Here is a 13727-nt window from a genome sequence, read left to right on the forward strand (position 1 = left end):
AGTTATATCATCTATCGATATGACCGGTAAATCGTCAGTGGTGACGGTGCCCAAGGCCAGCGCGCTCATCGCCGCTGACCTGCGCCGCCGCATCGTCACCGGAGATCTGGCCCCAGGGCGGATGCTTCCGAGCGAGACCATCCTGATGACGGAGTTCGGAGTGTCGCGCCCAACGCTGCGTGAAGCGTTCCGGATTCTGGAGGCCGAGTCGATCATCACCGTGGTTCGCGGACCGAGAGGCGGCGCCCGGGTGCTTGAACCCGATGGCTCCATGGCGGCGCGGTATGCGGGAACGCTTCTGCAATACCAGGGAACTCCGCTGAGTGACGTCTATCGTGCGCGGACAGAACTCGAGGTGTCGGCGGTTGGAATGATCGCGGGCGCCCGCGCCAAGGCGCCATTGCGCGCCCTTGAGGACCTGGTGCGCGAGGGCGACGCCATCATCGACGACGAGGCGGCGTTCGCCGATTACAGCCTGCGGTTCCACGTCGGCGTCGTCGAGAATGGGGGCAGCACAACGCTTGCCGTTCTCGGCCGCATGCTCTTCGACATTCTCGAGACACACAACGCTCAGTTCATCGCGTCTCATCCACCGGGCTATGAACGCGCAGCCAACAAGAAGGCGCAGAGCGCCTACCGCAAGCTCGTCAAGCTGCTGAAAAACGGTGAAGGCGCTGCAGCGCAACAACAGTGGCGACGTCACCTCGAAGCGGTCGAGAAGTTCATGGTCGGTAGGTCCGACGCTTCGTTGGTGGAGGTGTTGAGCTAACGCCTGCGGTTACCAGCCGCGGGAACCGTCTCGCCCCATGCCATCCAGACATCTGGCACCCGCGTGTCATCGACCCGATGGATTCGACCCTCTTGCTGCGGGTTGGGCATCTTGCCGAGCCCCTGCATCCTGCCTTGGGGATCGGGTTCACAGACCCAATCGATGCCATCGATCGTGTAGTTGATGCCGTCGTGCCAGTAACCGTCGTCGGCGCGGCTGATCACGGCATCCATCGTGCGCGCGGATGTGACATTGCCGGTGTTGTCTGCGATGACCCCGACGTGGAAATCCTTCTGGCCAAACAGAAAGTGCCCGACCTCGCACTGGCCGTCCGGCCACAGGTCCGCCCACGAATACCAGGTCAAGTACTCCGCGTCGTGCAAGGGATCCTTGGCAACGTAGAGCTGGCCGCCCGGCGGCATCCACGCCTCCTCCCAAAATAGAAAGCCGCGGGCCTGCTTGCCGAGCAATTCGCCGTCCACCAGCCAGGTATGGCTGATATAGAGCAGCGACGACTTCGGACCCGGCAGATACCACTGCAGCGGCGGCACCGCCAGCCGGCCCGTTACGTCGATGACGTCCTCCTCAACGTAGGAGAAATCGTCGTCGGACAGGAGCATCTGCATCGGCCTGCCCGGCGCGTCGGCTCCCGAGGCGAAGCGCACGGCATTGTCGTTGTGCGGCCGACGCTCGATGTCGGTGCTGTCGACGGCGCCGCGTGGCTCGCGCCGCAGCTGAAGTTGGCCCGCGGGCGTTCCCGTGGACACCACAAGCAACTTGCCCGCCAGCGATTGCCCGGCTCCCTGTGCGGCCCCCGGGGGCGCAATACGGCGCATCACGGAATACAGTTCGCCGTCCTCGTCGCGCAGCGTGCCCCAAATGTAGCCCGCTTCACGCTGTAACCCGAGCATCGGCTCGTCGGACAACAGCTCGACTGCGTCGAATCGCCTGCCGGAGGCCAGCGCGGCGCAGTTGAAGCTGCCGGTCGGCGACAGCTCAACCGAGTTTGAGAAGGCTTGCCTCGCATGCGTTGTCAACATTTGTGTCTCCTGTCGTCGGTTCTCTGTCAGATCGCTCCGCTCGCACGCAGCGCCGCGACCTCGTCGGGTGTCTTGCCGAGTCGTTGTGTGAGGATCTCGTCGGTGTGCCCGCCGAGCAGCGGTGGTGCGGTGTAGGCGGCCGCGCGGTGGATCGGGTTGGCGATCATGGCCACCGGGCCCGCCGTGGGATGGTCGACTTCAACCCGCATGCCCCGGTGCCGAATCTGGGGGTTGTCGAAGACCGCGTCCATCGAATTCACCGGGCTGACAGGCACATCGGCGGCTTCGAGCGCGGCGATCCAGTAAGCGGCCGAGTGCTGCGCGAAGATCGACGCGAGGCAGTCCAGGACCAGGTCGCGGTTGGCGATGCGCGCCGACACGGTCGCGAAGCGGGGGTCCTCGGCGAGTTCTGGCTGACCAAGCGCGCGGGTGAGCGCGGCCCACTGGCTGGGCGTGCTGGCGACAACGAAGATGTCGGCATCGGCGCATTGGAACGCCTGCGACGGAATGCCGCCGAATCCACCGTTGCCCCGCCGTGGCGCAGGCGTTCCCGATACCAGATAGTTCTGCGCGTAATGGGACAGTGCGGCGACCCCGCAGTCGAGCAGCGCGAGATCGATGAATGTGCCTCGCCCCGTTACCGTGTCGCGTTCGCGCAGGGCGGCCAGGATCGCCGACGAGGCGTACAGGCCTGCCAGAATGTCCACCATCGAGACGCCGACTTTCATCGGTCCCGCACCGGGCCGGCCGTCGGGTATTCCCGACACGCTCATCATGCCGCTCATCGCCTGGAACACGCCGTCGTACCCTGCGCGGGACGCATACGGACCGTCCTGGCCGAAGCCTGTCACAGAGCAGTAGACGAGACGGGGGTTGACCGCCTGCAGCGCCTGATAGCCCAGCCCATATTTGTCCAACACGCCTGCGCGGTAGTTCTCGACCAGGACGTCGGACACTGCGGCGAGTTCCCGGATGAGGTCGGCGCCCGCCGGGAGCGAATGGTCGATCGTGATCGACCGTTTGTTGCGATTGGCGCTCAGGTAGAAGCCGGACTCCAGTGAATCCCCGCCACCGTGTTCGTCGAGAAAGGGTGGCCCGTACTGGCGGGCGTCGTCGCCGACGCGCGGGCGCTCCACCTTGATGACGTCGGCGCCCAGGTCACCCAGAAGTTGGGTGGCGAAGGGGGCCGCCAGAATTCGGCTCAGGTCGAGAACGCGCAACCCTTCCAGCGGACGGCTCATGTTGCCGGCTTCGGCTCGCGCGGCATCCCCAGCACTCGCTCACTGATGATGTTCTTCTGTATCTCGCTGGTTCCCGCATAGATGGTCTCGGCGCGCGCCCGGAAGAACGCGCGTCGCATTCCCTCCGATGCGGCGTCAGGCCCGTCACCCCATGACGTGCCAAGGAGCGCATCCGGTCCCAGCACGTCCATCGCAAGTTCGGTAAACGACTGATGCCAGCGCGACCAGTAATACTTACCGATCGACGCCTCGGGTCCGAACTGTCCGTCGACCAGCGCACGGGCCAGCGAACGCATGTTGTTGTAGCCCATGATCTCGAGGCCGATGTAGGCGTCGATGAGCCGATCGCGGAGCAGTTCATCGTTCACCGCCCTGCGTCGGGCGGCCAGTTCGCGCAGCTGACTCATTTCTCGGACGAACGAGAACTGGTAGTTCAGTACCGAGGTGGCTCGCTCATGTCCGAGCGTGGTCATCGCTGCCGTCCAGCCGGCACCTTCGGCGCCGATCAGGTTGTCGGCCGACGTGCGAGCATCCTCGAAATAGACGCTGTTGAACCCGCTGTCGCCGAGCATCGTTCGGATCGGTCGGACCTGAATACCCTGCTGATCGAGCGGAATCAGCAGGTAGGACAAGCCTGCATGGCGCACTGACCCCGGCTCGGTTCGAACGATCGCGAAGATCCAGTCGGCGTGGTGGGCGAATGTCGTCCAGATTTTCTCGCCGGATACCACCCAGTCGGAGCCGTCTCTGTGGGCGCGGCATGCGACGTTCGCCAGATCGGATCCTGCGCCCGGCTCGGAATATCCCTGACACCACACCACTTCGGCACGCGCCATCGGCGGCAATAGCCGCCTGCGCTGCGCCTCTGTGCCGTGCGCGAGCACGGCTGGGGCCATCAGGGTTTCGCCGTGGAAGGCCGCACGCGGGGGCGCGCCCGCCTGCGCATACTCCATCGCGAAGACGATCTCCTGGGTGAGCGTTGCCTCCCGCCCACCGTACTCACGGGACCAGCTCAGACCCAGCCAGCCGCCTGCAGCCAGTTCGGCTTCCCAGGCGCGACGGAGATCCCAGTTGTCGTCGTCATCGGGCCCGCCTCGGTAGGCCTGACCGGTGAATTCGCCGACCAGATGTTCGTCCAGCCACGTTCGAACCTCGTCGCGGAACTCGACATCGGCCGCGGAGAGCGGCATCTCCGAGATGCACTCCAGTCGTCGCACCACGCCGTGTATCGTACAATGAGTTAACGATATAGATCGAGGGCCCGGCACAGATCAGCGACGTCGGATGTGCGATCCGAGGATGAGGAGGCGGGGTGGACGAGCTCGGCTGGGCGGTTGACGACGGGATAGGCACCATCCTGCTCAACAGGCCCCAAAGTCGAAACGCCTTCACGTTCCCGATGATTCGCGAGTGGGAGCGGTTGCTTCGCGAGGCAAAGAACGATGACGACGTTCGGGTGCTCGTGCTGACCGGAGCGGGGGACAAAGCGTTCTGCTCCGGGGTCGATCTGTCATCGATCTCGAACGCGAGTCCGAACCTGACGCCGCTGCAGCGCAAGGCGCAACTGCACGACGACATCCATCGCGTCGCACTGGCGTTGGAGGACCTCGACAAACCGATCATCGCCTCCATCAACGGGGTCGCCGTGGGCGCGGGCCTCGATATGGCGCTGATGTGCGACATGCGCGTCATGTCGACCTCGGCGCGGGTCTCCGAGGGATATGTGAAGATCGGCCTTATCCCCGGGGACGGCGGCGCGTACTACCTGCCCCGGATCGTGGGCACGGCCAAGGCCTTGGAACTGCTGCTCACCGGCGACTTCATCGATGCGGAGGAGGCGCTGCGGATCGGGCTCGTCAACCGCATCGCGGCTCCGGAGGCGCTAGCCGACGAGACCACCAGGCTGGCCAGGACGATCGCAGACCATGCGCCCATCACCGTGCGGATGATCAAGCGCGCCACCTACCAGTCCGCCAACACCGATCTGCGCACCTCGCTCGATCTGGTCTCGTCGCATTTCGCGGTGGTAGCGGCGACGGAGGACGCGGCAGAGGCGCTGGCCGCCATGAAAGAAAAGCGGACTCCGCGGTATCGCGGGCATTAGGGATGCGAACGTGAACGAACCAGAGGTCTTCGATGCCTGGCTGAACCTGCCCTATCTTCCGGGCGAGGTGACCCCCGATCCGTCGGTGGTGGCGCGATTCAAACGCGGCAACAGCGCCTACGAGGGCGGCGAAACGATGGCCGATGTCGTCGCTGAAATGGACAGGCTCGGGATCTGCGGCGGAGTCCTTTCGAAGGCTCCGCGCGACATCACGCCCGCGTTCGTGCACGGAACCAAGACCGGCGAGGCCGTATTGCGCGAAACATGCGAACGTCTGGCCGGGTTCCAGCGCGACTATCCCGGGCGGTTCGTCACGTCGGTCGGCATTGACCCCCGGCTTGGCTACGCGGCGGCTAAGCATGTGCGAATCGCCGTGCGCGAGTATGGCATCAAGTGCATCCGCGTCATCCCGATGTTCACCGGCATCGCGATCAACGACAAGCTGGCGTATCCGCTCTACACCGCGGCGTGCGACGAGGGCGCGGTGGTGTCGATCAACGTCGGTGTGCCAGGACCGATGAAGCCGGCCAAGCTGCAGCGCACCATTCTCGTCGACGAGGTCGCGCTGGCGTTCCCGGAATTGGCGATCGTGATGAGTCACCTTGGCGATCCGTGGATCTCCGAGACGATCGCCATGCTGCTCAAGCATCCCAATGTGTACGCCATGACGGCGGGATGGGCGCCCAAGTACGTACCGGAAGAGGTGCAGCGTTTCGCCGAACGGCGCAATCCCCGAAAGCTGATGTGGGCGTCGGACTACCCGATTCTGCCGCTGGACCGGACCGTGACCGAGGGCCGGGCGCTGGCGCTGACGGGGGACAGCCGCGCCGGATACCTGGGCGGCAATGCGCTCACGGTGTTCGGCCGCCCGAGATGAGCTGAAAGAAGAGGATTTTCATGGGACTGCATGACGGCCGCGTCGCGGTGATCACCGGCGCTGCAGGCGGGATCGGCCGTGAGCACGCGCTGGAGTTCGCGCGCCAGGGAGCAAGGGTCGTCGTCAACGACGTCGCTGCGGCACAAGAGGTCGTCGACGAAATCGTCGCCGCGGGCGGCGAAGCGGTGGCCAACGACGACGACATCTCCGACTGGGACGGTGCCGGGCGGTTGATCGCCACTGCCCTGGATAACTTCGGAAACCTCCATGTGCTCGTCAACAATGCGGGCATCCTGCGCGACAAGATGTTCGTCAACATGGACATCGACATGTGGGATGCGGTGATCCGCGTTCACCTGCGGGGGACGTTTGCGCCAACCAAACATGCGGTCGCGTACTGGCGTGAACAGCACAAGGCCGATGATCCCGTATCGCATCCCCGCGTGATCAACACGTCCTCGCCGTCGGGTCTTTATGGCAACCCGGGTCAGACCAACTACGGCGCGGCCAAAGCCGCGATAGCCGCCTTCACTGTCATCCTCGCCGACGAACTCGTACGAATGGGGATCACGGTCAACGCCATCGCCCCGAGCGCACTGACCCAGATGACCGAAGGTCTCGAGACCTACGTCGCGCGTATTAAGGAGATTCGAGAACGAACGGGTTTCGACGCGGGTTCGCCTGCCAACATCGCTCCACTGGTGGTGTGGCTGGCATCCGCCGAGGCGGCAGACGTCACCGGGCGCGTGTTCAACGTCAAGGGCGGCGCGATCTCGGTGGCCGAGACCTGGATGGCAGGTCCAGGCGTGGAGATCGAGGAACGCTGGGCCACTGAGGAACTCGGATCCGTCATCCCGGATCTCCTTGCGAAGGCGCGGCCTAACTCCGATGGGTCCGGACGCCCCCGTGCCTGACGGAATCACCATCGAGCCGGCCGGAGCCACCACGGTTCTCTGGCTGGATCGGCCCGAACACGGAAACGCGTTCATCTCGGCTATGCAGATCGAACTTCATCGCCAACTAGAACTGCTCGATGCCGACGAATCGGTCCGGGTCATCGTCGTCACCGGACGTGGACGGCATTTCTCGACCGGCGCCGCCATGGAACAGGGTGGTGTGAACTTCGCCTTCGACGATGAGCAACACCGCAGCGCCAGAGCGGAACTCGCCGAACGACCGCGACCCTGGCGGTTGCGCACACCGGTGATCGGAGCGCTGAACGGCTCGGCCGTCGGCATCGGCCTCACCTTCCCACTGCAGTGGGACATCCGGATCGTCAACGAGGCAGCCAAGTACGGCTTCGTCTTCACCAGGCGGGGCCTGATCCCCGAGCAGAACTCACTGTGGCTGCTGCCGCGGCTGGTCGGGTTCGGTCGCGCGTTGGAGCTGCTGCTGTCCGGACGAATCTTCTCCGGTGCCGAGGCCAAGGAGTACGGCCTCGCGACCGAAGCACTCCCAGGCGCCGAGGTGCTGCCGCGCGCGCTGCAGATCGCGGACGAGATCGCGCAGAACACCGCGCCCGCCGCCGTGGGGGTCACCAAATCGCTCGCGTACGAACTGCTCGGCGAGACCGACCGAGAAGCGGCGTTCTACTGCGAGTGGGAGGCGTTTCGTTGGCTCGGCCGTCAGGACGACGCCGCCGAGGGGGTGGCGTCATTCTTTGAACATCGCGCCCCGAACTTCACCTTGCCCAAACACATTCCGATACCGAAGTCGGATCGTGGCTGGAGGCCCGATGAGTGACACCACCGTGCTGTATGACGTCGACGACCACGGAGTGGCACTGTTGACTCTGAGCCGTCCCGACCGGCGCAACATGTGGACCGCGGCAATGGAAACCGAGTTCTACGACTGCCTCGACCGGGCCGCCGCGGACACCGACGTTCGTGTCATCGTGGTGACCGGCGCGGGATCGTCCTTCGTGCCAGGCCTCGACCCCGAGGTGCTCGCCGCGCTGAGCGCCGGGGACACATACACCAGCAACCGGCGCCCGCAGACCCACGCGACCACCGTGCCCAAGCCGATCATCGCCGCCATCAACGGGGCGTGCGCGGGCATCGGCCTGGCCCAGGCGTTGATGTTCGATTACCGATTCGCGGTGCACGGCGCGAAGTTCTGCACCGCGTTCGCCAAGCGCGGACTGCCCGCCGAAGACGCCACCGCCTGGATGCTCACCAGACTGTGCGGGCCATCGCACGCATTCGAAATACTCGCCAGCGCCAGGGTTTTCCTCGCTGAGGAAGCCGCTCAGATCGGTGTCGTGCAACAGCTTTCGGAACCCGGCCGCGTCGTCGCCGACGCCGTCGAGTTCGCTCGAGGGCTGGCCGCCAATGTGTCGCCGGTCGCGATGGCGATGATCAAGTCTCAGGTGTGGCGGGACAGCGAAAGCACCATCGAGGCCGCGCGCATCCGTGCCCAGTACCTGTTGAAACTCGCCAAGGAACAACCGGACTTCGCTGAAGGCACGGCCAGCCTTAAGGAAGAGCGCACTCCGGCGTTCCTCCCATACCCGGGCCTGAACCTCTGATGGACCCGATCCATGCACCGGAGTACAGGGACTTCCGAGAGGAGGTGCGGACGTGGCTTGCCGAGCATCTGGTTGGCGAGTTCCATGCGCACCGGGGTGTCGGGGGCCCGACAGACGACACCGCGTGGGAGGTTCGCCTGGCATGGGAACGCGAACTCGCCGAAGGCAATTGGCTGGGGCTGAGCTGGCCGGTGGAATACGGAGGTAGAGGCGCAGGGCTCGCTGAGGAGATTGTCTTCGAGTACGAGTACGCGCGGGCAGCGGCGCCAGCACGGGTGAACATCCAGGCTCTGGAGCTTCTCGGACCGACGCTGCTGGCGCACGGCACGGAAGAACAGAAGCGACGTTTCCTACCGCGGATCCTCGCCGTCGAGGAGATGTGGGGACAAGGCTTCTCCGAGCCGGGCGCCGGGTCCGACCTGGCGTCAGTGCGGACCAAGGCTGCCCTTGCCGACGGTGACTGGCACATCGACGGCCAGAAGGTGTGGACCACGTTCGGTGATCGCGCCGATTGGCTGTATGTGTTGTGCCGCAGCGACCCTGACCCGTCACTGCGTCACCGCGGGCTGACTTTGCTGCTGGTTCCGGCGGACCAGCCGGGTGTCGAGATCAGGCCGATCGCCAACTTGGCGCGGTCGAGGGAGTTCAGTGAGTGCTTCTTCAACGACGCGCGAACCTCGGAGGACATGGTCGTCGGCGGCATCGGTGAGGGCTGGCCCGTGGTGATGACCACGTTGAGCCGCGAACGCGGCAGTGCGCTGATGCCGATGCAGTTGGCGGTCGAGAGAGAGGTGGGCGAGCTGATCGAGGCGGCAAGGAATTCCGGCGCCCTCGATGACCGCCGGGTGCGCCAGCGTTTGGTCGATGCCCTGATCGTTGTGCACATAATGCGCTCCACCAACCTGCGCGTGGTGAGCGACCTGCTCGACCCGCGCGCGTCGGGCGCCGCGACCGCGGCGGCGACAACGAGCAAGCTGTTCGCATCGACACACCATCAGCGGTTGGGCGAGCTGGCTATCGAAATCCTCGGAGCAGAGGTGATTTTCGGTAGCGACGGCAGCGCCCGCAAGCTGTTCCTGCAGAGCCGGGCCGAAACAATCTACGGCGGCACGTCGGAGATCCAGCGCAACATCATCGCCGAACGCGTACTCGGCTTACCCCGCTAGGAGTGACATGGCGTTGATCACCACTGACGAGCAGGAAGCACTGCGCGAGGTGATGCGTGGCTTTCTGCAGAAGTTCTCGGCCGAATCGGATGTCCGCACGGTCATGGACGGCGACACCGGCTACGACCCAGCAGCCTGGCGAACGGCCGCCGAACAGATCGGCGTACAGGGATTGGCCATTCCTGAGGAGATGGGCGGCGGTGGTTACGGTTTCGACGAGCTCGCCATCGTGATGGAGGAGTCCGGCCGGACCTTGTTCCCGTCGCCGTTGCTGTCGACTGCTGTGTTGGCGACGGGCGCGCTGCTGTCGGCCGGAGGCTCGCAAGCGGGCGAACTACTGGCCCGGATCGCCGGCGGCGACCTGATCGCTACGGTAGCCGTGCCCGAGGCGAAGTTGCACTGGGATCAGGACGACATCACCACGGTCGCTTCGGAATCCGATGGGCGGTGGGCCTTGTCGGGGAAAAAGCCGTACGTCCTCGACGGCGCGCAAGCCGACGTGATCCTCGTCGCTGCCCGCACACCCGCGGGGCTCTCGTTGTTCGCGGTGAAATCCGGGGCCGACGGACTGTCGGTCGACCCACTCGACGCGATGGACCAGACCCGCCGCGTGGCGTCCGTTGTCTTCGGCGACACCCCGGCCGTCCTGCTAGGCGAGGACGGTTCGGCATGGGAGATATTGCACGGCGTGTACGACCGTGCGCTCGCGGCATTGGCCTGCGAGCAGGTCGGGGGGGCGCAGGCCGTACTCGAGATGACGCTCGAGTACCTCAACGTGCGCCACCAGTTCGGGCGGCCCATCGGGTCATTCCAGGCGATCAAACACCGCTGCGCGGACCTGTTGGTGGAGGTGGAGTCGGCCCGTTCGGCTGCTGCGTATGCCAGTGCGGCCGTGACTGCCGGCAGCGATGACGCCTCTGTCGCGGCGTCGATCGCCAAGGTGTACTGCTCGCAGGCGTTCTATCACGTGGCCGCGGAGAGCATCCAGATGCACGGCGGCATCGGGTTCACCTGGGAACACCCCGCGCATCTGTACTTCAAACGCGCGAAGAGTTCGGAGGCGCTGTTCGGCTGGCCTGCCGACCACCGCGACCGCATTGCAAAGCTGATCGGTCTCGTCTAGGCGTTCTTGGCGCGGGCGTTCGCTACGGCATCGCGGTGCTCAACTGACCCCATGCTGTGCAGCTCGCCGGTGAGCGCCGACTCGAACGCCCCGTCGAGCTGGGCTTCGAGATAGCCGTTGAGCGCGGACTTCGTCCGCTGCAACGCCGCAGGGGGGACAAGCGCCAGTCGGTTCGCCAGCGCTAACGCCTCAGGCATCAGCTCGTCGGGCGCCAGAACGCGACTGGCGAGACCGAATTCGACTGCCTTGTCGGGCGGAATTCGCGATCCGAGGAAAAGGTATTCCTTCGCCCGGGACAACCCGATCAGCGCGGGCCACACCATTCCGCCGTCGCCGGGCACGAGGCCCATCCGCAGGTGCGGGTCGGCCAGAAAGCTGCTCTCCGCCATCAGCACGATGTCGCACAGTAGCGCGATGCTGCAACCCAGCCCGACGGCTGGACCGTTCACCGCGGCGATCACCGGCAGGGGACAACCCACCATGCCCCGGATGATGGCGCGCCCCTCACCGATTGTCTGCGCACGCATGGCTTCGTCGTCAATGTTCTCCTGCATATAGTCGAAATCGCCGCCCGCGCTGAAGGTGGGCCCCGTGCCGGTGACGATGACCGCTTGGGCGTCGGCGTCATTGCTGAGGTGCTCCCACACCCGGGCCAGCGACTGATGCATCGCCCGATTCGTGCCATTGAGCTGGTCGGGACGGTTCAGCCGGACAACTCGCACAGGGCCCTCCGTGGTAACGACCAACTCATCGCCGAGGCCGTACAACGTCTCGGACCGCTCGGAAACTCGCTGAACCATGGCCACCTTCTTTCGCCGCACCGGTATTTACTTTACGGTGTACATGAGCTGGCGGAAAGGGCACGCGATGACTGACAGGCAGCACATCAAACCCGACCAGAAACGTCTCGACGTACTGATCGACCGCTGCAGGCTCGAAGTGGAGAACGGCGCGCTGCCATCGGTCCAATTGGCCCTCCACGTCGACGGCCAGGAGTACGTCTCGGAGACGTTCGGCACCGCAACGCCATCAACCCGTTATGTGCTGCAGTCCACCGGCCGCAGCATCGTCGCTGGTGTGCTGTGGAAACTCATTTCCGACGGGTTGCTCGACACATCGCGAACGGTTGCGTCCTACATCCCCGAATTCGGCACGAACGGAAAGGATTCCGTCACCGTCGAACAGGCCGTCACCCACGTCGGTGGGTTTCCGCTGGCGCCACTGGGATACCCGGCGATGCTCGATCGTGATGAACGCCTCAAATCTTTCTCGAAGTGGCGGTTGACCTATGAACCGGGCACCGAACTGCAGTTCCATCTGACGTCGGCGGCCTGGGTCATCGCCGAGTTGTGCGAACGACTGACCGGCAAGGCGATCGGCGACTACCTTCGATCGACACTGACCGGCCCACTGGGATTCGACAGCATCGAGGTCGGACCGTCGATTGAACGTCAGCATGACGTCGCGCCGTTCGTTCGAACAGACCGCGGCTCTGACGACGATGTCTACGTCTGGGGCCCTTGGTATCTCGCGAGGCCGGAGATCCTGGCCGCGGGCGAACCGAGCCATTCGACCGTCGCGACGGCGTCCAATCTCGCTGGTTGGTATCAGGCTCTGATGTCGTCCGACTTGTGGCGCCGTGAGGTCGTCGAGGACGCGACGAGGATCCGGGTGACGCTGCCGGTCACTGGAGAACGCGGCGGCAGTCCCAGCGTCGCAGGCAATGTCGCGTTGTTCATCCAGGTCGTGGGCGACGACGGCCTGTCCCATGGTTTCCTGCCGACCGCAACGGGACCGCAGACATTCGGTCACGGCGGGGCCCCGTGTCAGCTCGGATTCGCCGACCCGGAAACCGGGCTGTCGTTCGCATTTCTGACAAACGGATATCCGAGCACCGGTTACGAGCAGTCACGGATGGGCCTGAACCGCATCATCAACATCGGCAACCTCGCCGCGGACTGCTTCAGCTGATGGCCGGTCGGCATGCCCGCTTCGACGTGCCGGAAGAGGGGATAGCACGCATCACCCTCAACCGCCCTGAGCGGCTCGGCGCGTACACCCCGCGGATGTGCGCCGAGATGCTGGTCGGCCTGCGCACCGTACGTCTCGACGACGCCATCCGCGTTCTTGTGCTGACAGGGACGGGCCGGGGGTTCTGCACTGGTGGCGACGTCTCCGTCGATGCCGGCTTCGACGACCACACCAGCCACCAGATCGGCAGGGCCCGCGAGCTGCGGGAGGACGCCCACGCGGTGATCACGACACTGCACAAGCTCGACAAGCCGGTCGTGTGCGCAGTGAACGGCATCGCGGTCAACGGCGGGCTCGCCTTCGCGCTGTCGTGTGACATCCGAATCGTCGCCGCAAGCGCGCGGCTCGGCGACACCAGCGCCCGCGTCAGTCTACTGCCCGACGAAGGCGGCGCCTGGCTTTTCCCCCGAACCATGGGCTACGACAAGGCTTTTCGGATGGTAGCGTTGTCCGAAGTCTATGACGCGCAGACCGCACTCGACTTCGGGCTCGCTACCGAGGTGGTGCCAGACGACGATCTCGAGGCACGCACGCTGGAGGTCGCGCGCGGGCTCGCCGCGGGCGCACCGTTGGCGCTGCGCGCGGTGAAGATGATGATGCGGCGCGCGCTCGAGTCGACCCTCGATTCGTCGCTCGGCGATGCGCAGCAGGCGGTCCTCTGGGTAGGGCCAAGCGCGGACGCCGCCGAGGGCAAGGCGGCGTTCCTGGCCAAGCGTCCGCCAAACTTCACCGGCTTCTAGGACGGTCGCCCTGCTTTGGCCGAACGTGGATTACCGGCGCGCGAAACCGCCTTTCGGCCTGCATCAACTACACACTCGTGCGCCTATCCGGCGGCACGACGGGCAAGAA

14 protein-coding genes are annotated in these 13727 nt (G+C 65.2%); 10 read left to right on the plus strand and 4 right to left on the minus strand.

What is annotated here, in order from left to right:
- Positions 1–19: 19 nt before the first annotated feature.
- Positions 20–769 (plus strand): FadR/GntR family transcriptional regulator, encoded by a 750-nt coding sequence (locus GGC64_RS29670; protein ID WP_192726173.1) that lies wholly within the window; start codon positions 20–22, stop codon positions 767–769.
- Here GGC64_RS29670 and GGC64_RS29675 read toward each other — a convergent pair.
- From GGC64_RS29675 to GGC64_RS29685, 3 genes are read right to left on the minus strand one after another with little or no spacing between them, the layout of a single operon-like run.
- Positions 766–1809 carry a hypothetical protein gene (locus GGC64_RS29675; protein WP_192726174.1) on the minus strand — a complete coding sequence of 348 codons (1044 nt, stop codon included), beginning with the start codon at positions 1807–1809 and terminating at the stop codon, positions 766–768. The two genes, GGC64_RS29670 and GGC64_RS29675, sit on opposite strands and share 4 nt — an antisense overlap.
- A gap of 26 nt (positions 1810–1835) precedes the next feature.
- A complete protein-coding gene (locus tag GGC64_RS29680) occupies positions 1836–3050 on the minus strand; it encodes a CaiB/BaiF CoA-transferase family protein (RefSeq protein WP_192726175.1) in 1215 nt (404 codons plus the stop codon).
- On the minus strand, positions 3047–4270 hold the full coding sequence (locus tag GGC64_RS29685; protein WP_370582402.1) for an acyl-CoA dehydrogenase family protein: 1224 nt from the start codon (positions 4268–4270) through the stop codon (positions 3047–3049). The genes GGC64_RS29680 and GGC64_RS29685 overlap by 4 nt, the downstream gene beginning before the upstream one ends.
- Before the next feature lie 92 nt (positions 4271–4362).
- On the opposite strand from GGC64_RS29685, the gene GGC64_RS29690 reads away from it, so the two are divergent.
- The 7 genes from GGC64_RS29690 to GGC64_RS29720 are packed head-to-tail and all read left to right on the plus strand — an operon-like array spanning position 4363 to position 10847.
- Entirely contained in the window at positions 4363–5154 is a 792-nt protein-coding gene (locus tag GGC64_RS29690) for an enoyl-CoA hydratase-related protein (protein ID WP_192726176.1), read from the plus strand.
- A gap of 10 nt (positions 5155–5164) precedes the next feature.
- Positions 5165–6031, plus strand: coding sequence for an amidohydrolase family protein (locus GGC64_RS29695; RefSeq protein WP_370582404.1), 867 nt, complete (start codon positions 5165–5167; stop codon positions 6029–6031).
- 20 nt (positions 6032–6051) lie between these two features.
- On the plus strand, positions 6052–6945 hold the full coding sequence (locus GGC64_RS29700; protein ID WP_192726177.1) for an SDR family oxidoreductase: 894 nt from the start codon (positions 6052–6054) through the stop codon (positions 6943–6945).
- Positions 6938–7774, plus strand: a complete 837-nt coding sequence (locus tag GGC64_RS29705) for an enoyl-CoA hydratase-related protein (RefSeq protein WP_192726178.1) — start codon at positions 6938–6940, stop codon at positions 7772–7774. The genes GGC64_RS29700 and GGC64_RS29705 overlap by 8 nt, the downstream gene beginning before the upstream one ends.
- A complete protein-coding gene (locus GGC64_RS29710; protein ID WP_192726179.1) occupies positions 7767–8558 on the plus strand; it encodes an enoyl-CoA hydratase-related protein in 792 nt (263 codons plus the stop codon). Before GGC64_RS29705 ends, GGC64_RS29710 begins: the two co-directional genes overlap by 8 nt.
- The gene (locus tag GGC64_RS29715) at positions 8558–9724 is read left to right on the plus strand and encodes an acyl-CoA dehydrogenase family protein (RefSeq protein ID WP_192726180.1); all 1167 of its coding nucleotides are present in this window, start codon (positions 8558–8560) and stop codon (positions 9722–9724) included. Before GGC64_RS29710 ends, GGC64_RS29715 begins: the two co-directional genes overlap by 1 nt.
- Before the next feature lie 7 nt (positions 9725–9731).
- Positions 9732–10847, plus strand: a complete 1116-nt coding sequence (locus GGC64_RS29720) for an acyl-CoA dehydrogenase family protein (protein ID WP_192726181.1) — start codon at positions 9732–9734, stop codon at positions 10845–10847.
- Here GGC64_RS29720 and GGC64_RS29725 read toward each other — a convergent pair.
- Entirely contained in the window at positions 10844–11647 is an 804-nt protein-coding gene (locus tag GGC64_RS29725; protein WP_192726182.1) for an enoyl-CoA hydratase/isomerase family protein, read from the minus strand. The genes GGC64_RS29720 and GGC64_RS29725 overlap by 4 nt on opposite strands.
- A 67-nt stretch (positions 11648–11714) precedes the next feature.
- Here GGC64_RS29725 and GGC64_RS29730 point away from each other — a divergent pair, with 67 nt between their 5' ends.
- Together GGC64_RS29730 and GGC64_RS29735 are read left to right on the plus strand one after the other, a co-directional pair.
- Complete coding sequence (locus GGC64_RS29730) at positions 11715–12818, plus strand: serine hydrolase (RefSeq protein ID WP_192726183.1); 1104 nt, start codon at positions 11715–11717, stop codon at positions 12816–12818.
- Positions 12818–13618: an enoyl-CoA hydratase/isomerase family protein gene (locus tag GGC64_RS29735; RefSeq protein WP_192726184.1), complete on the plus strand. Its 801-nt coding sequence runs from the start codon at positions 12818–12820 to the stop codon at positions 13616–13618. The genes GGC64_RS29730 and GGC64_RS29735 overlap by 1 nt, the downstream gene beginning before the upstream one ends.
- Positions 13619–13727 lie beyond the last annotated feature (109 nt).

The organism is Mycobacterium sp. OAS707, from assembly GCF_014873705.1.
In the GTDB taxonomy this organism is placed as follows: domain Bacteria; phylum Actinomycetota; class Actinomycetes; order Mycobacteriales; family Mycobacteriaceae; genus Mycobacterium.

Coding starts and splice junctions, on each gene's coding strand:
- GGC64_RS29725 (WP_192726182.1), bottom strand. CDS start 11,647: ATGGTTCAGCGAGTTTCCGAGCGGTCCGAGACGTTGTACGGCCTCGGC.
- GGC64_RS29700 (WP_192726177.1), top strand. CDS start 6,052: ATGGGACTGCATGACGGCCGCGTCGCGGTGATCACCGGCGCTGCAGGC.
- GGC64_RS29670 (WP_192726173.1), top strand. CDS start 20: ATGACCGGTAAATCGTCAGTGGTGACGGTGCCCAAGGCCAGCGCGCTC.
- GGC64_RS29735 (WP_192726184.1), top strand. CDS start 12,818: ATGGCCGGTCGGCATGCCCGCTTCGACGTGCCGGAAGAGGGGATAGCA.
- GGC64_RS29710 (WP_192726179.1), top strand. CDS start 7,767: ATGAGTGACACCACCGTGCTGTATGACGTCGACGACCACGGAGTGGCA.
- GGC64_RS29720 (WP_192726181.1), top strand. CDS start 9,732: ATGGCGTTGATCACCACTGACGAGCAGGAAGCACTGCGCGAGGTGATG.
- GGC64_RS29730 (WP_192726183.1), top strand. CDS start 11,715: ATGACTGACAGGCAGCACATCAAACCCGACCAGAAACGTCTCGACGTA.
- GGC64_RS29680 (WP_192726175.1), bottom strand. CDS start 3,050: ATGAGCCGTCCGCTGGAAGGGTTGCGCGTTCTCGACCTGAGCCGAATT.
- GGC64_RS29675 (WP_192726174.1), bottom strand. CDS start 1,809: ATGTTGACAACGCATGCGAGGCAAGCCTTCTCAAACTCGGTTGAGCTG.
- GGC64_RS29715 (WP_192726180.1), top strand. CDS start 8,558: ATGGACCCGATCCATGCACCGGAGTACAGGGACTTCCGAGAGGAGGTG.